Consider the following 20,444-nt stretch of genomic DNA (forward strand, 5'->3'; position numbering starts at 1 on the left):
GTCATGCGCTTAGCGCCGGGGCACCTTGGCAAAAAGTTGTGCCCGCTATCGGGGCAATGAACGAATGGATGCGTCGGCACGCCGGCGCATTTTCGTTTGAAGATCGGACTGGCCGTGGATCAGCAAGCACAAGCGCAGCAAAAGGCAAGCACCTTGCCTATTCCGCGCTGGGAATTCATCGCGCTATGCGCGGCGCTGATGGCGCTCAATTCGCTGGCCATCGACATCATGTTGCCGGCGCTGCAGCAGATCGGCGCCTCGCTCGGCGTCGAAAATGAAAACCACCGGCAATATGTGATCACCGCCTACATACTGGGCTTCGGCGGTGGGCAATTGTTCTTCGGGCCCGTCTCGGACCGCTTCGGGCGCCGCGCTCCGCTGGTTGCCGGGCTGGTGATCTATGTTGCGGCGGCGGGCGCTGCTGCAGTCGCCCCGTCATTCGCCACGCTTCTGCTATGCCGGGCCGTGCAAGGCATCGGCGCGGCGGCGACGCGCGTCATTGCCGTCTCGATCGTGCGCGATACGTTCGACGGAAGGCGCATGGCCGAAGTCATGTCCTTGATCTTCATGGTGTTCATGGCAATTCCGGTGGTGGCACCCGGTATCGGCCAATTCATCATGCTGTTTGCGACCTGGCACGTGATCTTCGTCACCATGGCGGCCGGCGCGCTGATCGTGTCCGCCTGGTCGCTGTTGCGCCTGCCCGAGACACTACATCCAGAATATCGCCGGCCGCTGACGCTGTCCTCCATCATCGGCGGCTTCCGCATCGTTCTCACCAACCGCATCGCGCTCTGCTACGCCTTCGCCAGCACCTTCATCTTCGGCGCCATGTTCGGCTTCATCGCCTCGGCCCAGCAGATCTATGTCAGCGTGTTCGATGTCGGCGAGATGTTCCCGGTCATCTTCGCGGGGGTTGCCGGCGTGCTTGCTTTTTCCAACTACCTCAACTCGCGCCTCGTCGGCCGCATCGGCATGCGCCGTCTGTCGCAAAGCGCGCTGCTGCTGTTTCTGGCCATCAGCCTTGCCTGGCTGGTCGTTTCCATCGAAATGAAGATGCCGCTCTGGCTCTTCATTACTTTCTTTGCCTGCGCCATGGTACCGTTCGGCGCGCTCGGCGCGAACTTCAACGCGCTCGCCATGGAGCCGCTCGGTCACCTGGCCGGCACCGCCTCGTCGATTCTCGGGTTCATGCAGACATTTCTTGGCGGCATCCTCGGCACGCTGATCGGCCAGGCCTTCAACGGTACGGTAACGCCGCTGGCCGCCGGGTTCTGCAGCGTGTCGGTGGCGGCGCTGCTGATGATTCTCATCGCCGAGCGCGGCAGGCTGTTCCAGCCGCAAAACCCGCCGGTCTAGTTTTACGCGCTGGCGGATAAAACTATTCCGCCCAAAGCTCGCGGCGCAGCTCCCGCCAGCTTTCCCTGTCCGGCGCGACCAGCAGGCCACCTCCGACATGTGACGGCAGATAGGCGCTGCCGTCGAAGCGCGCGGCATAACCGCCGGCCTCGGCATGGATCAGTACGCCGGCCAGATGGTCCCACGGCATCAGCTTGTTATAGACGACGAAATGGCCGTGGCCGCTGGCCAGCAGGCGGTATTCGTGGGCTGCGCAGCGATAGTTGAACTGCGACAGCGACTTGGTCTGATTGCGCGCCAGGCGTGAGCGGTCCGGCTCGGGTAGATAGTGCCACGAGACCGCTCCAGTCATTTCCGATATCGGCGCCGGTTTGGCGACATGGACTTTTTCGAAATTGCCATGCGCGTGCCGAATATGACTGCCGGCGCCGCTGACGCCGACCAGCCAGTCCTTGCCGACGGGATCGTGGATGATGCCGGCGACCGTCTCGCCCTTGACCACGACGCCAAGCATGACGCCGAACAGCGGCACGCCGGAGGCGAAGTTGAAGGTGCCGTCGACCGGGTCGACGACGAAGGCGAGTTCGGCATCGCCGAGACCGTCGAGCAGCGTCGGGTCGTCGGAGCAGGCCTCCTCGCCGACGATCATCGCCTTGGGATAACGCTGAAGCAGCCTGGCGGTGATGAGCCGCTCGGCATTCACGTCGGCCTCGGTCACAAGATCGGCGGCCGAGGTCTTGCGACGCACGTCGCCCTCACTCAACCGGCGAAAGCGCGGCATGATCTCGGCGACGGCAGCGTCCGACAGAAGGTCGGCAAGCCAGTCGATCGCGCTGTCGTCAAATGTCATGGGGACCGTCTTGCTTTGCGTTAAGAGCATCGTTGAGGGCGGCGAAATCGAACAGCGTCCTGTCGAGCAGATGCGAGCGCCGCACATTGGCCATGGCACGGATCATGGTGTCCTTGCGGCCGGGCATGCGCTTCTCGATGTCGTCGAGCATCGCTTTCATGGCGTTGCGCTGCAGGCCTTCCTGGCTACCGCACAGATCGCACGGAATTATCGGGAATTTCATGGCGCCGGCGAATTTCTCGAGATCGGCTTCCGCACAATAGGCGAGCGGCCGCAGCACCATGACGTCGCCTTCGTCGTTGAGCAGCTTCGGCGGCATGGCGGCGAGGCGTCCGCCATGGAACAGGTTCATGAAGAAGGTTTCCAGAATGTCTTCGCGGTGATGGCCGAGCACCAGCGCCGAGCAGCCCTCCTCGCGGGCAATGCGATAGAGATGGCCGCGCCGCAGCCGCGAACACAGCGAGCAATAGGTGCTGCCCTCGGCCAGCTTGTCGATGACCACAGAATAGGTGTCCTGATATTCGATGCGATGCGGAATGGCATGGCTGTCGAGATAGTCGGGCAATATGTGCTTGGGAAAGTTCGGCTGGCCCTGGTCGAGATTGCAGGCCAACAGCTCGATCGGCAGCAGCCCGCGCCATTTGAGATCGAGCAGCACGGCAAGCAGGCCGTAGGAATCCTTGCCGCCCGACAGAGCGACCAGCCAGCGGTCGCCGGGCCTCACCATTGAGAAATCGTCGATCGCCTGGCGGGCAAGCCGCAGCAGCCGCTTGCGCAGCTTGTTGAACTCGACGGAGGACGGCACATCGGCAAACAGCGGATGAAAGCCGCCTTCGGCGTCGGCGACCGGTTCGAGCGTTTCGGCGTCTGGCTGCATGTTCACGGCGCGTCGGCCCTAAAGTCCTGTTGCCGCCCGCAGTAGCGCATCGAACCGAAAATCGAAATCGATTTCGGAATCACGCCGCGAAAAAGGAACGAAAAAGTAAGGCCGCCCCGATAGGGCGGCCTTCGCTTGTATCGCGTACGAACGCGCCGATCAGCGCGAATAGAATTCGACGACCAGATTCGGTTCCATCTGCACGGCAAACGGAACGTCGGCCAAGCCGGGGATGCGCGTGAAGGCGGCGGTCATCTTGTTGTGGTCGGCCTCGATGTAATCGGGCACGTCGCGCTCGGCCAGGCCCACCGATTCCAGCACGATGACCAGCTGCTTCGACTTCTCGCGCACTTCGATGACGTCGCCCGGCTTGCAGCGGTACGAGCCGATGTTGACGCGCTTGCCGTTGACGTTGACGTGGCCGTGATTGACGAACTGGCGCGCCGCAAAGATGGTCGGTACGAACTTGGCGCGGTAGACGACTGCGTCGAGGCGCGATTCGAGCAGGCCGATCAGGTTCTCCGAGGTGTCGCCCTTGCGGCGGTCCGCCTCTTCATAGACCTTGCGGAACTGCTTTTCCGAAACGTCGCCATAGTGGCCCTTCAGCTTCTGCTTGGCGCGCAGCTGCAGGCCGAAATCGGAAAGCTTGCCCTTGCGGCGCTGGCCATGCTGGCCGGGGCCGTATTCACGCTTGTTGACCGGGGACTTCGGGCGGCCCCAGATGTTTTCGCCAAGACGGCGGTCTATCTTGTACTTCGCGGATTCGCGCTTGCTCATCGCATTCCCTTTCAAAACAACGCACCCGGAACCTCATGGTCCGGGTGAAGGAAACGCGCCCTCCTCTGGCCTCCGTTTTCGAGACCTGACAGGGTTTTCCACGCAACGCGACGGAAAACCCACGGGACACGTCATTTCAAACAAGACATAAGGAAAGTAAAATCGGCTTCCCAAACGTCTTGCACACATAAAGAGAACCACCGGGCATTGCGGCCCGGTGTTGGTGGGCTGGTTAAACGGAGATTTAACCGCTGTCAAGCTTCCGGCTGGCGCGAATCGCCGAACCGGATAGTGTTGCGGTTGTAGAACGTGCCGGATGTGGCGGGAGGTTGCGCCAGCGGCATCAGGAAGGGACTGAAGTCAGAGGAGCTGGAATTCGCATGAAGAAGTTCTTCCTTACGTTGGTAGGAGCCGCGGTGATGGCCGGCACGATGGCGGTCGCGCCCGAGCCGGCGCAGGCCCGGCATTGGCATGGCCACAGGCATCACCAGGTCTGCCGCATCGTGGTCAAGAAGAAGGTGGTGTGGCGGCACGGTCATCGCAAGGTCATCCGCTACAAAGTGCGGCGCTGCGGTTGGGGCTGGAACTGGTAATTTTCGCCCTTGCCCGTTGAGACTTCAGTGCCCGCGGCTCAGCCGCGGGCTTTTTATCGACCGGCATCCGCCGCCAGAATGGTCAGTCGATCAGTGTTTCGATTTCTTTTCCGGCAGGCCCTTGCGCTTGGTCTCGGCGAATTCCTCGAGCTGTTTTTCGCTCATGGATTTATACATTCCCTTCGACGCGCCTTTGAGCTCGCTCTTCTTGGTCTCGCCGCGCTTGGCGGACAGTGCAGCACCGGCGGCTTTCTGCTGGGCTTTCGAGGTGGCTGGCATGATCGCTTCTCCTGTTCCTCAATGAGAAAAGAACGCATCGCCCTGGGCTGATGTTCCCGGAGCACCAAAGTGCCTGGGGTCAGGATACCGCCAGGCCAAATCCCTGCATCAGCCGGCGCGTCGGAAAATCGGCCTCGTTCGAGGTGAAGACGGCAAAATCGGCGCCTTCCGGCAGTACCTCTCTGCGATAACGGGCCTCGGTATCGGCGAGCAGCGACAGCGCGCGGCGTGCGATCGCCTCGGCCGGGTCGAGCCAGTCGACCGGCCAAGGTGCTGTCTTGCGCATGCGGTTGGCCAAAAAAGGATAATGGGTGCAGGCAAGCACGACGATGTCGGTGCGCAGCCCGTCATGCTCGACGAAGCACGGCGCGATCTCGGCGCGCACGGCGTCCTCGTCGACAAAACCGTCGCGCATATAGGCTTCGGCCAATCCAGCCAGCCTGTCGCTGCCGACCAGGCGGACATGGCATTTCTGCGCCCATTTGCTGATCAGGTCACGCGTGTACTGGCGCTTGACGGTGCCGGGCGTCGCCAGCACCGAAACCAGGCCTGAGCGCGTGCGTTCCGCCGCCGGCTTGATGGCCGGCACGGTGCCGACGAAAGGGTGGCCGGGAAACCTCTCGCGCAACGCATCGATGACCAGCGTCGAGGCGGTATTGCAGGCGATGACCGAAATGGCCGGCGAAAACCGTTCGAGCAGCCTGGCGAACAACTCCAGGATGTGTGTTCTCAGCGCCGGTTCCTCCCAGGCGCCGAAGGGGAACGCCGCGTCGTCGGCGACATAGATGAAGCGGCGGTCAGGCATCAGGACGCGCGCCTCACGCAGCACAGTGAGGCCGCCAATGCCGGAATCGAACATCAGGATCGGACGGGCGCTCGATGGACTGGTCATTATCATTGAGTCACTAAGGGCTGGGAATCACAAACGAGATCACGAGAGAAGGTTCGGCCCATGCTTTTTGCTTCGGCCAATGATGCTTTATCCCGGCCGCTTCTATCTGGAACCATCATGGCCTTGATGCGGCGAGACGGTCACACAAGGCCCCGCTTGCCGAAGCCGCCGGCTCGCGGCCGGCCGGTTGCCAGAGATGCAGGTTGAGATGCAAGGTGGTTCGACGGCACCGGTGCGGCCCGCATGGCATAGGCCGGAGCCAGGGCCGTCACGCCGGCGGCCGACTCTGAATGGGGCGCCGCGGCGCCGCGCAGCGGCCCGGGCGGGTCGAAATCGTCGAAACTCAGGGATGACGCCATATCCGAAGAGCTACCGCCCGCCGGCTTGGCCGCCAAGATGACCGCCCACAGCCCGACGAGAGCTAATCCCAGCAGGTTAAGGCCGGAATGCGACTCGTCGCCGTCGAACTTTACGACAAGAACAGTGCCGGCCTGCAGAATCGCAAACAGGGTCGAGAACACGATATACGACCAAAGGATCCAACCGGACCCTTGTGCATCGCGGCTTCGACGCCAGGCGAAATTCGCGCGGAACAGAACAATCACCAGCGAGGCGACGAGAACGGCCGCGGCCAGCCCTTCCCTGGAAGGTCCGGGCTTCGAATTGGCCAAACCCTCGATGCCGATGGTCAGCACGACGCACAGCACAAAGGTCACGATTTCCGCAACCAGCAAGGCCGCCGAATAGAAGAAAAAGCGAGGACGACCGATATCCGAGCTAAACATCCGAGGATCCATCGTTTTCCAGACAATGGATCACATCAAATAACGTTCGGTTACTGGTGAGATATGGGTAACTCGAAGGCTAGTCTTTGTCCTTCGCCTTTCCGGCGCGTGCCGCGGCCGCCGGGAGCCGCCTTGGATCGTCGCCGGGCGATCCGTCGCCGCGTGGCATGGCCGGCGAGAACCTGTCCAGCGATGATATAATACCGCGTAGCACCTTGAGCTCCGGCTCGGCAAAACCGGGGCGGGTCAGCACTGCGCGCAAATTGTCGACCATCTTCGGCTTCTTCGGTGCCGGGCGGAAATAGCCGCGCGCCTCCAGTGCACCTTCCAGATACGCAAACAGGGCGTGCAATTCTTCCTTGGCAGCTGGCGGCATTTCGGGACCGGAGAAGTTGGTCCTGGTCTCGTCTTCCAGGCCGGACTTCATCCATTCATAGGACATCAGCAGGGCCGCCTGGGCGATGTTGAGCGAGGAGAAGGCTGGATCGACGGGGAAGGTGATGATCTCGTCGGCAAGGCCGACCTCGTCATTATAGAGGCCGAAGCGCTCGCGGCCGAACAGGATGCCGGTGCGCTGGCCGGCCCGCTGCCGCGCGCGCAGCGCCCTGCCCGCCTCGACCGGGCCGCGCACCGGTTTGAAATTGTCGCGCGCGCGCGCCGTGGTGGCGAAGACGAAGTTCAAGTCGGCGACTGCCGAGCCCAGGTCGTCGAACACCTCGACGGCATCGATGACATGGTCGGCGCGGCTTGCCGCGGCACGCGCCTTCTCGCTCGGCCAGCCGTCACGCGGATTGACGAGGCGCAGTTCGGCAAGGCCGAAATTGGCCATGGCGCGTGCAACCATGCCGATGTTCTCGCCGAGCTGTGGCTCGACCAGGATGATCGCCGGTCCGGACGCAGGCGTTCCGGAGGCAAGAGGGTTGTCGGGATCCTGGGTGGCGGTCATGGTTGTCAATGAACTGCTGTTTGCGGCATTTCGCAGTCCCCTGCCACATTTGGCGGCGAAAATGAAGCTTTCGCAAAGAATGCCGGCACTACGGCGCGGTTCGCCGTTTGCGCGGCCAAAAAGCCTTTGATATACGGGCCGCATCCCAGGGCCGGCAGCCGTGCGGGCAAGGCCGTTCCGTTCCCCAAAAGCGAGGCATTCTTTCCATGGCGAAGATCAAGGTGGCGAACCCGGTCGTCGAACTCGACGGCGACGAGATGACCCGCATCATCTGGCAGTTCATCAAGGACAAGCTGATCCACCCTTATCTCGACCTCAAGCTCGAATATTACGATCTCGGTATCGAGCACCGCGACGCCACCAACGACCAGGTGACCATCGATTCGGCCAATGCCATCAAGAAATACGGCGTCGGCGTGAAATGCGCGACGATCACGCCCGACGAGCAGCGCGTCGAGGAATTCAAGCTGAAGAAGATGTGGAAGTCGCCGAACGGCACCATCCGCAACATCCTCGGCGGCACCATCTTTCGCGAGCCGATCATTATGAAGAACGTGCCGCGGCTGGTGCCCGGCTGGACCAAGCCGATCATCGTCGGCCGCCACGCCTTCGGCGACCAGTACCGCGCCACCGACTTCCGCTTTCCCGGTAAGGGCAAGCTGACGATCAAGTTCGTCGGCGAGGACGGCCAGGTGATCGAGCACGACGTCTTCGACGCACCCGGCGCCGGTGTCGCCATGGCCATGTACAATCTCGACGAGTCGATCCGCGAATTCGCCCGCGCCTCGCTGAATTACGGCCTGCTGCGCAATTACCCCGTCTACCTGTCGACCAAGAATACCATCCTCAAGGCCTATGACGGCCGCTTCAAGGATATCTTCCAGGAGGTCTACGAGGCGGAGTTCGAAGCCGAGTTCAAGGCCAAGAAACTCTGGTACGAGCACCGGCTGATCGACGACATGGTGGCCTCCAGCCTGAAATGGTCGGGCGGCTATGTCTGGGCTTGCAAGAATTATGATGGCGACGTGCAGTCGGACACGGTGGCGCAAGGCTTCGGCTCGCTCGGCCTGATGACCTCGGTGCTGATGACGCCGGACGGTAAGACCGTCGAGGCGGAGGCCGCGCACGGCACCGTCACCCGCCACTATCGCCAGCACCAGAAGGGCGAGGAGACCTCGACCAATTCGATCGCCTCGATCTTTGCCTGGACGCGCGGCCTCGCCCACCGCGCCAAGCTCGACGACAATGCCGAACTGAAGCGTTTTGCCGAGACGCTGGAACGGGTCTGCATCCAGACGGTCGAGTCCGGCTTCATGACCAAGGACCTGTCGCTGCTGATCGGTCCCGACCAGCCATGGCTTTCGACCACCGGCTTCCTCGACAAGATCGACGAGAATTTGCAGAAGGCGATGGCCTGAGCTCCTCCGACATGGACAAGCCCGTCGTCTACGGCGCGGACTACAGCGTCTATGTGCGCATCGTGCGGCTGGTGCTCGAGGAAAAGGGCGTCGGCTACGAGCTGGTGCCCGTCGACATCTTTGCGGCGGACGGCATTCCCGGCTGGTACTTCGAGCACCAGCCGTTCGGCCGCATCCCAGCCTTCGAGCATGACGGCTTTCGCCTCTACGAGACCGGCGCGATTGCCCGTTATGTCGACGAAGCCTTTGACGGCCCGGCGCTGCAACCGGTCGAAGCCCGGCCTCGATCACGCATGAACCAGATCACCGGCCTGCTCGACGCCTACGCCTACAGGGCCATGGTCTGGGATGTCGCCGTCGAGCGGCTGGAAAAAACGCCGCCCGACGAAGCCGTGATCGCCAACGGGTTGAGGCAGGCGAGAACGGCATTGCAGGCGCTGTCTTCGCTGAAAGCCGAAGGGCCTTGGCTGTTGGGGACGGAACTGACGCTGGCCGACCTGCACGCCGCACCGATCATCGGCTATTTCGTCAAGGTCGCCGAGGGGCGAAAACTGCTGGCGGAGTTTGCCGATATCCAGGATTGGTATGTGCGCATCGCGGCGCGTGCGGGTTTTGCGAAGACCGAAAAGGCAGAGTGAGGAGACAAGCATTCGGCAATAGGCCTTCTGGTGATTAGCGAAAGCCGAAGTGACATCCAATCTCCCCCCTTGCGGGGGAGATGTCCGGCAGGACAGAGGGGGGTGTGAAGGATCGTAACCTTCGACTGATCCTTTCCAATTGGGAACGGCCTGAGAACGTGGCTCCGATTGGGCTGGCAGTCGGAGGGACAGCACCCCCGCTGCCCTGCCGGGCATCTCCCCCGCAAGGGGGGAGATCGGCAGCTTCGCCGAAGGCGACCCACTGCGAAATACCGCTCAATCGGGAAGGTAGATCTCCGCCTTCATAAAGGTCTTCGCACGGCCTGTGATCAGCACGCGATCTCCGGCCAGCTCGCATAGCAAGTGCCCGCCGCGTTGCGAGCATTGGAATGCCGACAGATGCGTCTTGCCGAGTTTTTCAGCCCAGTAAGGCACCAGCGTCGCATGAATGGAGCCGGTTACCGGATCCTCGGGAATGCCTGCTCCGGGCACGAAATAACGCGAGACGAAATCATGGGCCTGCCCAGGCGCGGTAATGACCAAGCCGAGAGGATGAAAACGTCCGATCCTGAGCAGATCGGGAACGAAAGATCGCACGCTTGTCTCGTCGGCAAGCTCGACAAACAGGTTCTCGAAATTGCGGAAGCCCGCAACCGTCCGCTGAGACAATATCGCTTGCAGCGCCGACTTCAGCTCTTCCTCGACGGGCTGCGGCGGAAAACACGGCAGATCGAGCTGATAGGCCCCTTCCCGCTGGGAAACCCGCAACTCGCCCACCCGGGTGGCGAAGGCCATTTCGCCCTGACCACTGTATTCCGTGGTCAGCACATGGGCGGCCGCAAGAGTGGCATGGCCGCAGAAGTCGACTTCATGGACCGGCGTGAACCAGCGCAAATCCCAACCTTTGCCATTCGCCCGCACAAACGCCGTTTCGGCAAGATTGTTTTCGTTGGCGATGGCCTGCATTACCTGCTCCGGCAGCCACTCCTCCAAAAGGAGAACGGCGGCAGGGTTGCCCTGGAAGGCCTGTTCGGCAAAGGCGTCGACCTGATACATCGTCAGCGTCGGCATATCAGGCCCTCAAGGATGTCCGCTGGGCGGCGCGCCATTTCGGCCGTGCCCGCCCCCGGTGCAGGTTCACGCCGTCTCGAGAGCCGCTTTCACCGCAGCGATCGCGTCTTCGGCCTTCGAGCCGTCCGGGCCGCCGGCCTGGGCCATATCGGGTCGACCGCCGCCGCCCTGCCCGCCCAATGCCGCGGACGCGACGCGCACCAGATCGATTGCGCTGAAGCGGCCGGTCAGATCATCGGTGACCGCGACGACGACGCTCGCCTTGTTGTCCTCGCCGGCGCCGACAAAGACGACGACGCCGGAGCCGAGCGACTTCTTGCCGGCATCGGCCAGCGGCTTCAAATCCTTTGGCGAGACGCCCGATACCGCCTTGCCGAGAAAACCGACACCGGCAATCGTTTCGTTTTCCGCAGGCACACCGGCTGGCGAGCGATCGCCGAGCGCCAGTTTCTTGCGCGCCTCGGTCAGCTCCTTTTCGAGCTTCTTGCGCTCGTCGAGCAGTGCCTCGACGCGGGCCGGCACATCGGCCGGCGAAATCTTCAGCGCGGCGGCGGCCGCCTTCAGCCGCTTGTCCTGCTCGTCGAGATGCTTTCTGGCCGCCTCGCCGGTCAACGCCTCGATGCGGCGCACGCCGGCAGCGACCGCGCTGTCGGACACGATGCGCACCAGGCCGATATCGCCGGTCGCCCTGACATGGGTGCCGCCGCATAGCTCGACCGAATAGGGCCGGTTGGCCTTGGCGCCATGCAGGCCCGTGCCCATCGAAACGACGCGCACTTCATCGCCATATTTCTCGCCAAACAGCGCCATGGCGCCTTCGGCAATGGCGTGGTCGACCGACATCAGGCGCGTGGTTACAGGGCTATTCTGAACGACGATTTCGTTTGCCATGCGCTCGACCTCTTCGAGCTCGTCCGGCGAGATCGGCTTGTTGTGGGAGATGTCGAAGCGCAGACGCTCGGGCGCGACCAGTGAGCCCTTCTGCGCCACATGGGTACCCAGCACCTCGCGCAGCGCCTCATGGATCAGATGCGTGGCGGAATGGTTCGCGCGCAGCCTGGAGCGGCGCGCGTGGTCCACCCTCAGCTCGACGGTCGCGCCCGTCTTGACCGTACCGTTGGCCACCTTGCCGACATGGACGAAAAGCCCATCGGCCTTCTTCTGCGTATCGGATATCTCGATCGAGAACCCGTCGCCTGAAATGACGCCGGTATCGCCCATCTGGCCACCGGACTCGCCATAGAACGGCGTCTGGTTGACAACCACGGCAACGGCGTCGCCTTTGCCGGCACTGTCGACGGTCTTGCCGTCCCTGACCAGCGCCTGGACGAGGCCTTCCGCCTGCTCGGTCTCATAGCCCAGGAATTCGGTGGCGCCGTTCTCCTCACGCACCGCGAACCATACCGTTTCGGTTGCGGCCTCACCGGAACCAGCCCAGCTTTTGCGCGCCTCCGTCTTCTGCCGCTCCATCGCCTCGGTGAAGCCGGCAAGGTTGACCGAGATGTTGCGCTGGCGCAGCGCGTCCTGCGTCAGATCGAGCGGAAAGCCATAGGTGTCGTAGAGCTTGAACGCTGTCTCGCCATCCAGCATGTCGCCGGAGACCAACTTTTCCGTCGCCTCCGAAAGCAAGCCCAAGCCTCGCACCAGCGTCTTGCGGAAACGAGTTTCCTCAAGCTTCAGCGTCTCGGTGATCATCTGCTCGCCGCGCACCAGTTCCGGGTAGGCTTGGCTCATCTCGCGGACCAGCGCCGGCACCAGCTTCCACATCAGCGGCTCATTCGAGCCGAGCAACTGCGCGTGGCGCATGGCGCGGCGCATGATGCGACGAAGCACGTAGCCCCGCCCTTCGTTGGACGGCAGCACACCGTCGGCGACCAGGAAGCAGGACGAACGCAAGTGGTCGGCGATGACGCGGAACGATGCGACGGTGTCCGCATCCGGACCGCGGCCAAGCGCCGACGACGCAGCGTCGATCAGGTGGCGGAACAGGTCGGTCTCGAAGACGCTTTCAACCCCTTGCAGGATGGAGGCCATGCGCTCGAGGCCCATGCCCGTGTCGATCGACGGACGCGGCAGGTCGACGCGCTCGTCCTTCGTCACCTGTTCATACTGCATGAACACCAGGTTCCAGAATTCGAGGAAACGGTCGCCATCCTCCTCCGGACTGCCGGGAGGGCCACCCCAGATGTGCTCGCCACGGTCGATGAATATCTCCGAACACGGCCCGCAAGGTCCGGTGTCGCCCATTGCCCAGAAATTGTCCGAGGTCGCGATGCGGATGATGCGATCGTCGGAAAGACCGGCGATCTTCTTCCAGTAGGAGGCGGCCTCGTCGTCGTTGTGATAGACGGTGACCAGCAGCTTGTCCTTCTTCAGCCCGAACTCCCTGGTGATCAGGTTCCAGGCAAGCTCTATGGCGCGCTCCTTGAAATAATCGCCGAAGGAGAAATTGCCGAGCATCTCGAAGAAGGTCAGGTGTCGCGCGGTGTAGCCGACATTGTCGAGGTCGTTGTGCTTGCCGCCGGCACGAACACTCTTCTGGGCAGTCGTGGCACGCGAATAGGGCCGCTTCTCCAGACCGGTGAAAACGTTCTTGAACTGCACCATGCCGGCATTGGTGAACATCAGCGTCGGGTCGTTGCGCGGCACCAGCGGGCTCGACGCGACGACCTCGTGACCTTCCTTGCGAAAATAGTCGAGAAATGCCGACCGGATCTCGTTGACGCCACTCATGAATACTGCCTTTTCGAGAGAACCGCCGGCTGCCGGCGGAAAATAGACATGGCCTTTTAGCGGTCGCACCGCAGCCTGTCCAGAAACACCAAATGGGCTCAAATCCCGGCTTTCACCGGCGCTTTGAAATGCGTCTGACTCGCCGTCAAACGCCAACCGCCGGCACGGGGCCGGCGGTTCAAAATGTACCGATTACGCAAACTCAAAATCAAAACATCAAATCCAAACCTGGCTGACGCTCCGGGAGGCGTCGCTTTTCCTACATCGCCCCGGCGTCGTCCTCGAAACCGTCGTCGCTGCTTTCGGAGCCGCCGTTCTCAAGGAATTTCTCGGCGATCAATCCGGCATTCTGCCTCAGCGCCAATTCGATCTCGCGCGCCGTGTCGGGATTGTCGCGCAGGAACAGTTTTGCGTTTTCGCGGCCCTGGCCGAGACGCTGCGAATTATAGGAGAACCAGGCGCCCGACTTTTCGACCACGCCAGCCTTGACGCCGAGATCGACCAGCTCGCCGGTCTTGGAGACGCCCTCGCCATACATGATGTCGAACTCGACCACCTTGAAGGGCGGCGCCAGCTTGTTCTTGACGACCTTGACGCGGGTCTGGTTGCCGACGACCTCGTCGCGATCCTTGACCGAGCCGATGCGGCGGATGTCGAGGCGGACCGAGGCATAGAATTTCAGCGCGTTGCCGCCGGTCGTCGTCTCGGGCGAACCAAACATGACGCCGATCTTCATGCGGATCTGGTTGATGAAGATGACCATGGTGTTGGAGCGCGAGATCGAGGCGGTGAGCTTGCGCAGTGCCTGGCTCATCAGGCGGGCCTGCAGGCCGGGCAGCGAATCGCCCATCTCGCCTTCGATTTCGGCCCGCGGCGTCAGCGCCGCCACCGAATCGACCACCAGCACGTCGATGGCGCCGGAGCGCACCAGCGTGTCGCAGATCTCCAGCGCCTGTTCGCCGGTATCGGGCTGCGAGATCAGCAGGTTTTCGAGATCGACGCCGAGCTTGCGGGCATAGACCGGATCGAGCGCATGCTCGGCATCGACAAAGGCGCAGATGCCGCCCTTCTTCTGGGCTTCGGCCACCGTGTGCAGCGCCAGCGTCGTCTTGCCCGAGCTTTCCGGTCCGTAGATCTCGACGATGCGGCCGCGCGGCAGGCCGCCGACGCCAAGCGCGATGTCCAACCCAAGCGAGCCGGTCGGCACCGTTTCGATCTCGACGACCTGCTCGTTCGCGCCGAGCCGCATGATCGAACCCTTGCCGAAGGCACGCTCGATTTGCGACAGCGCCGCATCCAGAGCCTTTGATTTGTCCACCGCTTTGTCCTCTACAAGCCGCAAAGAATTCTGAGCCATGATACATCACCCCGTGGTCGTCAATGGAGGCCGGACAATCCCGCAATCCTTAAAAGAATGTACCTCGTTTGTTCTCATTTGTCAATGAGCCCCAAGGGTTTGAAAAATAACGGATATCCATATTTGTTCTATTTTTGTTTCACAATTTTGCTTCCGGACGTATCCCGCCTCGCATGCGGCGCCGTTGCCGTCACCATCCGAATCGCACCCGCGATTGCAGGGTTCCGCCCGGCGACCTAGTCTCCTCCCGGGCAACAGCAAAGGGCATTTTGCCGGCATGATGAAATCCCCGACGATCCTGGCCGTGGGTGGCGCCTATATCGAGCGGCGCGGCCGGGTTGCCGGCGCCTTCGTGCCGGCCGCTTCCAACCCCGGCACGATGCGCGAGCATGTCGGCGGCGCCGCCTTCAACGCCTTGCGCTGTGCGGTGCGGCGCGGCGTCTCGGCCTCGCTGCTTTCGGTGCGCGGCGGCGATGCCCTGGGCGACACGGTTTTACGCGCCGTCACCGACGCCGGCATTGCCGATTTGTCGGCGGTGTTCCTCGACCGCGCGACGCCAAGCCATACGATGCTGGTCGATAGCGACGGCAGGCTGATCGCCGGCCTTGCCGACATGGTGCTCTACGAGCTGGCGCTTCCCAAGCAGATCCGCCGCGCCAAGGTGCGCGAAGCGATCGATTCAGCCGACGCGGTGTTGTGCGACGCCAACCTGCCGTCTTCCGCGGTGGGGCGGCTGGCTGCTCTCGCCGCCGGCAAGCCGGTGTTTGCGCTTGCCGTCTCGCCCAGCAAAGCGGCGCGGCTGACGCCGGTGCTTAACCTTCTGGCACTCGCCTTCATGAACCGGCACGAGGCCGGCGTGCTCGCCGGCGTCGACATCGATGCTGATGATCAAGGCATCGTCGACGGCCTGAGACGCGCCGGTCTGAAAAGCGGCGTGGTGACCGCCGGCGATGATCCAGTGCTCGGTTTCGACGAAACCGGCGCATTTTCGATCCTGCCACCGCCGATACACAAGCGGGCGGATATGAGCGGCGCCGGCGACACGCTGGCAGGTGCCACGATCGCCGCCCGGCTGCGCGGCCTGACGCTGCGCGCGGCACTGTGCGAAGGCGTTGCCGCAGCTATGCTCACCGTCGAGAGCGCCGCTTTCACCAGCGCCGGCTTTGCCGAAGCGCTGGCGCTCGTGCCCGAGGCGCGGAACCTGGCGTGAAATGCGGCCCAGAATTGCCGAAGCATGGTGCAGCCTATTTGCCGGCGCGCCGTCCTGCCTCGTAGGCGCGGCGCGCCCAGATCGCCATCTCGTCGGGATCGTCGAACGCGCTGTCGGGAACGCTCCAATAGGGCATCGACACCAGCTTTCCGTGGCGCGAGCCGGTATAGGTCCATTGCCGGCAGCCGGCCGCTTCGAAATCCGGGGCGCTTTCGGCGTCGGCCTTCAGCATCAATTCGCCACGGATGACAATGGCGACGATGACGCCATCGAAATAGATGCCCTTGCCGCCGAACAGCTTGCGGATGCTGACCGGGCCGAGCACTTCGAAAAGCTCTTCTATGCGCTCGTTGTCCATGGCGCGATCATGTCACCGGGATTTCCCCTTGTCATCGCCGCTACCGGCACCATCCTGACAAGTTCAGAATCAGTTTCATCGGAGTTTTTCATGCCGCTTCTGCTCAAAGGGTCCTGCCGGTGCAATGCCGTGCGTTTCGAGGTGGAAAGCCACACGCCGGTGCCGTTCATGCTGTGCTACTGCTCGATCTGCCGCAAGCAGCAGGGCGGCGGCGGTTTCGCCATCAATCTCGGCGCCGATTACGAGACGCTGAAAATCGAGGGCAAGCGCCATCTCGGCGTCTACCGGGCCGAGATCGAGGACGACGAGCACCTGCATCGCGAGACCTCGACGGGCGAACGGAATTTCTGCACGAAATGCGGGACGGCACTCTGGCTCTACGATCCGACCTGGCCGGAGCTCGTCCACCCATTTGCATCGGCGATCGACACCGACCTGCCGAAGCCGCCTGAAAAGGTGCATCTGATGCTGAAATACAAGGCGAACTGGGTCGAGCCCGATATCGGCAAGGGCGACAAGGTCTTCGATGTCTACCCGGAAGAGTCGATCGCCGACTGGCACAAACGAACCGGGATGTGGGTGGATTAGCGTTTCTTCTCCCCGTTCGCTATCGCGTATGGGCAAGCGCCCCCTCACCCGGATTGCCAACCGAATTGCGAAGGGCAATTCGGGGCAATCCGACCTCTCCCCGAGGGGAGAAGAAGTCGCCAGCGCTGGCGCCAGCCTCTTCTCCCCATCGGGGAGAAGGTGGCCCGAAGGGCCGGATGAGGGGGCCTCCCCGTATGCGATTGCCGCCGGGAACGGCGAAGGAAAAGCCTTAGGCCGAAGCGCGCGCCTCGGCCAGTGCCTTCAGATCGGCGGGCTTCAATTCGACCGATTCGCCGCAGCCGCAGGCCGAGCTCTGGTTCGGGTTGCGGAATGTGAAGCCGGTGCGCAGCGTCGTCTGCTCGAAATCCATCTCGGTGCCGAACAGGAAAAGCGCTGCCTCAGGCACGACATAGACGTGGGCGCCGTCGCGCTCGATATGATCGTCCTTAGTGTTGGGCTCGGTCACCAGGTCGACCGTATATTCCATGCCGGCGCAGCCGCCCTTCTTGATGCCGAGGCGAATGCCATGCGCATTCTCACGGGTCGCGACGATCTCGCGCACCCGGTCGGCAGCCTTTTCGGTCATCGTGATGACGGCAAAGCGTCCCATTCTTTCCTTCTCCATTGCGCGCAGGTTCAAGGTCTGCCGAATGATTCCTCACCTAAAATGGTGAAGTTTTGTACCCGGCGCAAGTGCGCCGGCCTTTGGCTGGTCGGATGCTAGTACCACCCCACCGCTACCTGTGCCTCTTCCGACATGCGGTCGGGCGACCAAGGCGGGTCGAAGGTCATGTTGACCTCGACGCCGGAAACGCCTTCGACGGCGCCGACGGCGTTTTCGACCCAGCCCGGCATTTCACCGGCCACCGGGCAGCCCGGCGCGGTCAGCGTCATGTCGATCTTGACCGAGCGGTCGTCCTCGATGTCGATCTTGTAGACGAGGCCGAGCTCGTAGATGTCGGCCGGGATTTCGGGGTCATAGACCGTCTTCAGCGCCGAGACGATGTCGTCTGTCAGCCGCGCCAATTCGTCGGCGGGGATTGTCGATCCGGAAACCGCCGCATTGGTCGTCGTTTCCGAATTGGTCTCGGCGGTGTGGCTGGCATCATCCATGGTCGTCACCCGAAGAACTTTCGCGCCTTTTCCAGCGCATCGGCCAAAGCATCGACTTCGGCCCTGGTATTGTACATGCCGAACGACGCCCTGCATGTGGATGTTACGCCGAAGCGTTTCAACAGCGGCTGGGCACAATGCGTGCCGGCGCGCACCGCCACGCCCTGCCGGTCGATGACCATCGACACATCATGCGCGTGGATGCCCTGCAGCTCGAACGAGATGATGGCGCCCTTGCCAGGCGCATCGCCGAAGATGCGCAGCGAGTTGATGGCGCGCAGTTTTTCATGCGCATAGTCCTTCAGATCGGCCTCATGGGCGGCGATGCGCTCGCGTCCGATCTTTTCCATGTATTCCAGCGCCGCACCCAGCCCGATCGCCTGGACGATCGGCGGCGTGCCGGCCTCGAAACGGTGCGGCGGGTCGTTGTAGGTGACGATGTCTTGCGTCACCTCCTCGATCATTTCGCCGCCGCCCATGAACGGGCGCATCCGCTCCAGAATATCCTTCTTGCCGTAGAGCACGCCGATGCCCGACGGGCCATAGACCTTGTGGCCGGTGAAGACGAAGAAATCGCAGTCGAGATCCTGCACGTCGATCGGCATATGCACGGCGCTCTGGCTGCCGTCGACCAGCACCGGAATGCCGCGGGCGTGCGCAATGCGCACGATCTCCTTGATCGGCGTGACCGTGCCCAGCGCATTTGACATATGGGTAATGGCAACCAGCTTGGTGCGGTCGGTCAGCCGTTTTTCGAATTCCTCGATGTGGAAGACGCCGAGATCGTCGACCGGCACCCAAACCAGTTTTGCGCCCTGCCGCTCGCGGATGAAATGCCACGGCACGATGTTGGAGTGGTGCTCCATGATCGACAGCACGATCTCGTCGCCTTCGCCGATATTGGGCATGCCGAAGCCATAGGCGACGGTGTTGATCGCCGCCGTGGTGTTCGAGGTGAAGACGATGTTGTCGGTGCTCGGCGCGTTGAGAAATCTCTGTACTATCTTGCGCGCGTTCTCATAGGCGTCGGTCGCGGCGTTCGACAGGAAATGCAGGCCGCGATGGACGTTGGCGTATTCCTGGGAATAGGCGTGCTGGATGGCGTCGAGCACAGCCTGCGGCTTCTGCGCCGAGGCGCCATTGTCGAGATAGACCAGCGGTTTGCCGTAGACTTGCCGCGACAGGATCGGGAAGTCGCGGCGGATCGCCTCGACGTCGTAGGGAATGTTTTCGACTTTCTGGTCCATCACAAGCTCTCTCGAGGCATCGCCTCATTCCGTCCAGCACCCCTCGGCCAATTCTACCCGTGCGTCAAAAACCAATCGTCGAGCCGTCGTTCCAGCGCCTCGACGATGGCCTCGTCGTCCAGTTCCTCGATCACTTCGGCGACGAAGGCCTTGACCAGCAGGCCGCGCGCGGTCTTCTCGTCGATGCCGCGCGCCATCAGGTAGAACAGATGGCTGTGGTCGATCTCGGTGACGGTCGCGCCATGGCCGCAAACGACGTCGTCGGCGAAGATTTCAAGCTCCGGCTTGGTCGAAAACTCACCGTCGTCCGACAACAGCAGCGTGTTGCAGGCCATCTTGGCGTTGGTCTTCTGCGCATATTGGTGGACGTTGATACGACCCTGGAAGACGCCGCGCGCCTTGCCGGTCACCACGTTGCGGATGACTTCGGTCGAGGCGGTGTGCGGCACGGCATGGTCGAGCACCATGGTGACGTCGGTATGGGTGTCGCCGGCCAAAAGATTGATGCCGCGCAGCGTGAAGTCGGCGCCCTCGCCGGTCGTCCTCACGACGACCTCCTGGCGCACCAGCTTGCCGCCGGCATTCATGACGAACAGCGTCAGTTTCGAATTCTTGCCGAGATGCGCCTTGAACTGGGCGAGATGTGTTGCCGTATCCGGCTGCTCCTGCACGATGAGCCATGTCACTTCGGCGCCCTCGCCAAGCACAAGCTGGCTGACCGAGCTGACCAGCGCCGCCCCCTCGCCCGCCTGGCGCTCGACGATGACAGCCTTGGCGCCGGCACCGACGCGGACGGCCAGGCGTACATGCGTCTGTCCACCGGCCTGCAAATTCTGCAGCTCAAGCGGCTTTTCCAGTTCGGCACCGTCGGCGATGTCGACGAAATAGCCGTCGGCGACAAAGGCGGTGTTCAGCGCGCCGATCGCGTCATCGGTGCCATAGGGATCCAACCCCGGCGCGATGCTGCCGTCGGTCAGCTTCTCCGACAGGCGCTGTACGGCGACGCCTTCGATATCGGGCAGTTTCGCGCTCGAAACCCCGTTCAGGACCGGCAAAACCGAGGAGTCTTCGACGATCGGCGCAATGGCTTTCGCGACCGCTGCCGGATCGAAGTCCGGCACCGAGGTCAGCAGCCGGCGCAGGTCCGTATAATGCCAGGATTCGATGCGCCGCGTCGGCAGGCCGCCCTTGATCGCCTCGATGGCGTCGTCGCGCTTCAGCATCACCGCGCCGTCGCCGGGCAGCAGCGACAGCCGCTCGCCAAAGGCGTCGATCAGCGCCGTTTCGGCCAATGTTCGCTGGGGTGTCGTGTGCATGTTCATCAGTATCGCCTTGTTTGGCTTGCCTTCCGGG

The 20,444-nt window shown here is 62.6% G+C and carries 21 protein-coding genes; 6 read left to right on the forward strand and 15 right to left on the reverse strand.

The features are described 5' to 3' along the window. The first annotated feature begins 159 nt into the window (after window positions 1–159). Entirely contained in the window at window positions 160–1,359 is a 1,200-nt protein-coding gene (locus NKI22_RS11710; RefSeq protein ID WP_031193515.1) for a multidrug effflux MFS transporter, read from the forward strand. Between the two features lie 22 nt (window positions 1,360–1,381). Here NKI22_RS11710 and NKI22_RS11715 read toward each other — a convergent pair whose 3' ends face one another. From NKI22_RS11715 to rpsD, 3 genes are all read right to left on the reverse strand, one after another. Next, window positions 1,382–2,209 (reverse strand): inositol monophosphatase family protein, encoded by an 828-nt coding sequence (locus NKI22_RS11715; protein ID WP_023717378.1) that lies wholly within the window; start codon window positions 2,207–2,209, stop codon window positions 1,382–1,384. After that, entirely contained in the window at window positions 2,199–3,092 is an 894-nt protein-coding gene (ttcA, locus tag NKI22_RS11720) for a tRNA 2-thiocytidine(32) synthetase TtcA (RefSeq protein WP_352641108.1), read from the reverse strand. Before ttcA ends, NKI22_RS11715 begins: the two co-directional genes overlap by 11 nt. A 153-nt stretch (window positions 3,093–3,245) precedes the next feature. Next, the gene (gene rpsD, locus NKI22_RS11725; protein WP_023717376.1) at window positions 3,246–3,863 is read right to left on the reverse strand and encodes a 30S ribosomal protein S4; all 618 of its coding nucleotides are present in this window, start codon (window positions 3,861–3,863) and stop codon (window positions 3,246–3,248) included. 380 nt (window positions 3,864–4,243) lie between these two features. Here rpsD and NKI22_RS11730 point away from each other — a divergent pair, with 380 nt between their 5' ends. Continuing rightward, a complete protein-coding gene (locus NKI22_RS11730) occupies window positions 4,244–4,456 on the forward strand; it encodes a hypothetical protein (protein WP_023674706.1) in 213 nt (70 codons plus the stop codon). Between the two features lie 90 nt (window positions 4,457–4,546). On the opposite strand, the gene NKI22_RS11735 is transcribed toward NKI22_RS11730, so the two are convergent. The 4 genes from NKI22_RS11735 to NKI22_RS11750 form a co-directional block, all read right to left on the reverse strand. Next, window positions 4,547–4,735, reverse strand: a complete 189-nt coding sequence (locus tag NKI22_RS11735; protein ID WP_023717374.1) for a DUF3008 family protein — start codon at window positions 4,733–4,735, stop codon at window positions 4,547–4,549. Window positions 4,736–4,814: 79 nt separating this feature from the next. Beyond that, window positions 4,815–5,627: a glutamate racemase gene (gene murI / locus NKI22_RS11740; protein WP_352495799.1), complete on the reverse strand. Its 813-nt coding sequence runs from the start codon at window positions 5,625–5,627 to the stop codon at window positions 4,815–4,817. A gap of 140 nt (window positions 5,628–5,767) precedes the next feature. Beyond that, window positions 5,768–6,412: a DUF805 domain-containing protein gene (locus NKI22_RS11745; RefSeq protein ID WP_352817454.1), complete on the reverse strand. Its 645-nt coding sequence runs from the start codon at window positions 6,410–6,412 to the stop codon at window positions 5,768–5,770. A gap of 79 nt (window positions 6,413–6,491) precedes the next feature. Then, window positions 6,492–7,358 carry an RNA methyltransferase gene (locus NKI22_RS11750; RefSeq protein WP_352790724.1) on the reverse strand — a complete coding sequence of 289 codons (867 nt, stop codon included), beginning with the start codon at window positions 7,356–7,358 and terminating at the stop codon, window positions 6,492–6,494. A 206-nt stretch (window positions 7,359–7,564) separates the two neighbouring features. Between NKI22_RS11750 and NKI22_RS11755 the strand changes: the two genes are divergently transcribed. Both NKI22_RS11755 and NKI22_RS11760 read left to right on the forward strand, forming a co-directional pair. Further along, on the forward strand, window positions 7,565–8,776 hold the full coding sequence (locus NKI22_RS11755; RefSeq protein WP_023717370.1) for an NADP-dependent isocitrate dehydrogenase: 1,212 nt from the start codon (window positions 7,565–7,567) through the stop codon (window positions 8,774–8,776). An 11-nt stretch (window positions 8,777–8,787) separates the two neighbouring features. After that, the gene (locus NKI22_RS11760) at window positions 8,788–9,414 is read left to right on the forward strand and encodes a glutathione S-transferase family protein (protein WP_023717369.1); all 627 of its coding nucleotides are present in this window, start codon (window positions 8,788–8,790) and stop codon (window positions 9,412–9,414) included. Window positions 9,415–9,690: 276 nt separating this feature from the next. On the opposite strand, the gene NKI22_RS11765 is transcribed toward NKI22_RS11760, so the two are convergent. The 3 genes from NKI22_RS11765 to recA form a co-directional block, all read right to left on the reverse strand. Next, on the reverse strand, window positions 9,691–10,485 hold the full coding sequence (locus NKI22_RS11765; RefSeq protein WP_352481174.1) for a PhzF family phenazine biosynthesis protein: 795 nt from the start codon (window positions 10,483–10,485) through the stop codon (window positions 9,691–9,693). A 66-nt stretch (window positions 10,486–10,551) separates the two neighbouring features. Further along, on the reverse strand, window positions 10,552–13,218 hold the full coding sequence (gene alaS, locus NKI22_RS11770; protein ID WP_352817544.1) for an alanine--tRNA ligase: 2,667 nt from the start codon (window positions 13,216–13,218) through the stop codon (window positions 10,552–10,554). Between the two features lie 259 nt (window positions 13,219–13,477). After that, complete coding sequence (gene recA / locus NKI22_RS11775; protein ID WP_023717366.1) at window positions 13,478–14,575, reverse strand: recombinase RecA; 1,098 nt, start codon at window positions 14,573–14,575, stop codon at window positions 13,478–13,480. 277 nt (window positions 14,576–14,852) lie between these two features. Between recA and NKI22_RS11780 the strand changes: the two genes are divergently transcribed. Continuing rightward, window positions 14,853–15,785, forward strand: a complete 933-nt coding sequence (locus NKI22_RS11780; protein WP_352817451.1) for a carbohydrate kinase family protein — start codon at window positions 14,853–14,855, stop codon at window positions 15,783–15,785. 34 nt (window positions 15,786–15,819) lie between these two features. Here the strand turns inward: NKI22_RS11780 and NKI22_RS11785 are convergent, their stop codons facing one another. Next, window positions 15,820–16,143, reverse strand: a complete 324-nt coding sequence (locus tag NKI22_RS11785) for a TfoX/Sxy family protein (RefSeq protein ID WP_352481176.1) — start codon at window positions 16,141–16,143, stop codon at window positions 15,820–15,822. 90 nt (window positions 16,144–16,233) lie between these two features. Between NKI22_RS11785 and NKI22_RS11790 the strand changes: the two genes are divergently transcribed. Further along, window positions 16,234–16,731 (forward strand): GFA family protein, encoded by a 498-nt coding sequence (locus NKI22_RS11790; RefSeq protein WP_352817448.1) that lies wholly within the window; start codon window positions 16,234–16,236, stop codon window positions 16,729–16,731. 229 nt (window positions 16,732–16,960) lie between these two features. Here the strand turns inward: NKI22_RS11790 and sufA are convergent, their stop codons facing one another. The 4 genes from sufA to sufD all read right to left on the reverse strand — a co-directional run bounded on the left by sufA (window position 16,961) and on the right by sufD (window position 20,413). Continuing rightward, window positions 16,961–17,341 carry a Fe-S cluster assembly scaffold SufA gene (gene sufA / locus NKI22_RS11795; protein WP_352587732.1) on the reverse strand — a complete coding sequence of 127 codons (381 nt, stop codon included), beginning with the start codon at window positions 17,339–17,341 and terminating at the stop codon, window positions 16,961–16,963. 110 nt (window positions 17,342–17,451) lie between these two features. After that, window positions 17,452–17,844 carry an SUF system Fe-S cluster assembly protein gene (locus tag NKI22_RS11800; protein ID WP_023717362.1) on the reverse strand — a complete coding sequence of 131 codons (393 nt, stop codon included), beginning with the start codon at window positions 17,842–17,844 and terminating at the stop codon, window positions 17,452–17,454. A 5-nt stretch (window positions 17,845–17,849) separates the two neighbouring features. Then, entirely contained in the window at window positions 17,850–19,091 is a 1,242-nt protein-coding gene (locus NKI22_RS11805) for a cysteine desulfurase (RefSeq protein WP_352495793.1), read from the reverse strand. A gap of 53 nt (window positions 19,092–19,144) precedes the next feature. Further along, entirely contained in the window at window positions 19,145–20,413 is a 1,269-nt protein-coding gene (sufD, locus tag NKI22_RS11810; protein WP_352481178.1) for a Fe-S cluster assembly protein SufD, read from the reverse strand. Window positions 20,414–20,444: the final 31 nt, after the last annotated feature.

This window comes from Mesorhizobium sp. M0778 (assembly GCF_040320105.1).
Classification (GTDB): domain Bacteria; phylum Pseudomonadota; class Alphaproteobacteria; order Rhizobiales; family Rhizobiaceae; genus Mesorhizobium.

Bases quoted from the DNA above. Each gene is read 5' to 3' on its own strand.
- NKI22_RS11715 (WP_023717378.1), bottom strand. From the start codon at position 2,209: ATGACATTTGACGACAGCGCGATCGACTGGCTTGCCGACCTTCTGTCG.
- rpsD (WP_023717376.1), bottom strand. From the start codon at position 3,863: ATGAGCAAGCGCGAATCCGCGAAGTACAAGATAGACCGCCGTCTTGGC.
- NKI22_RS11730 (WP_023674706.1), top strand. From the start codon at position 4,244: ATGAAGAAGTTCTTCCTTACGTTGGTAGGAGCCGCGGTGATGGCCGGC.
- NKI22_RS11735 (WP_023717374.1), bottom strand. From the start codon at position 4,735: ATGCCAGCCACCTCGAAAGCCCAGCAGAAAGCCGCCGGTGCTGCACTG.
- murI (WP_352495799.1), bottom strand. From the start codon at position 5,627: ATGACCAGTCCATCGAGCGCCCGTCCGATCCTGATGTTCGATTCCGGC.
- NKI22_RS11745 (WP_352817454.1), bottom strand. From the start codon at position 6,412: ATGTTTAGCTCGGATATCGGTCGTCCTCGCTTTTTCTTCTATTCGGCG.
- NKI22_RS11750 (WP_352790724.1), bottom strand. From the start codon at position 7,358: ATGACCGCCACCCAGGATCCCGACAACCCTCTTGCCTCCGGAACGCCT.
- NKI22_RS11755 (WP_023717370.1), top strand. From the start codon at position 7,565: ATGGCGAAGATCAAGGTGGCGAACCCGGTCGTCGAACTCGACGGCGAC.
- NKI22_RS11760 (WP_023717369.1), top strand. From the start codon at position 8,788: ATGGACAAGCCCGTCGTCTACGGCGCGGACTACAGCGTCTATGTGCGC.
- NKI22_RS11765 (WP_352481174.1), bottom strand. From the start codon at position 10,485: ATGCCGACGCTGACGATGTATCAGGTCGACGCCTTTGCCGAACAGGCC.
- alaS (WP_352817544.1), bottom strand. From the start codon at position 13,218: ATGAGTGGCGTCAACGAGATCCGGTCGGCATTTCTCGACTATTTTCGC.
- recA (WP_023717366.1), bottom strand. From the start codon at position 14,575: ATGGCTCAGAATTCTTTGCGGCTTGTAGAGGACAAAGCGGTGGACAAA.
- NKI22_RS11780 (WP_352817451.1), top strand. From the start codon at position 14,853: ATGATGAAATCCCCGACGATCCTGGCCGTGGGTGGCGCCTATATCGAG.
- NKI22_RS11785 (WP_352481176.1), bottom strand. From the start codon at position 16,143: ATGGACAACGAGCGCATAGAAGAGCTTTTCGAAGTGCTCGGCCCGGTC.
- NKI22_RS11790 (WP_352817448.1), top strand. From the start codon at position 16,234: ATGCCGCTTCTGCTCAAAGGGTCCTGCCGGTGCAATGCCGTGCGTTTC.
- sufA (WP_352587732.1), bottom strand. From the start codon at position 17,341: ATGGGACGCTTTGCCGTCATCACGATGACCGAAAAGGCTGCCGACCGG.
- NKI22_RS11800 (WP_023717362.1), bottom strand. From the start codon at position 17,844: ATGGATGATGCCAGCCACACCGCCGAGACCAATTCGGAAACGACGACC.
- NKI22_RS11805 (WP_352495793.1), bottom strand. From the start codon at position 19,091: ATGGACCAGAAAGTCGAAAACATTCCCTACGACGTCGAGGCGATCCGC.
- sufD (WP_352481178.1), bottom strand. From the start codon at position 20,413: ATGAACATGCACACGACACCCCAGCGAACATTGGCCGAAACGGCGCTG.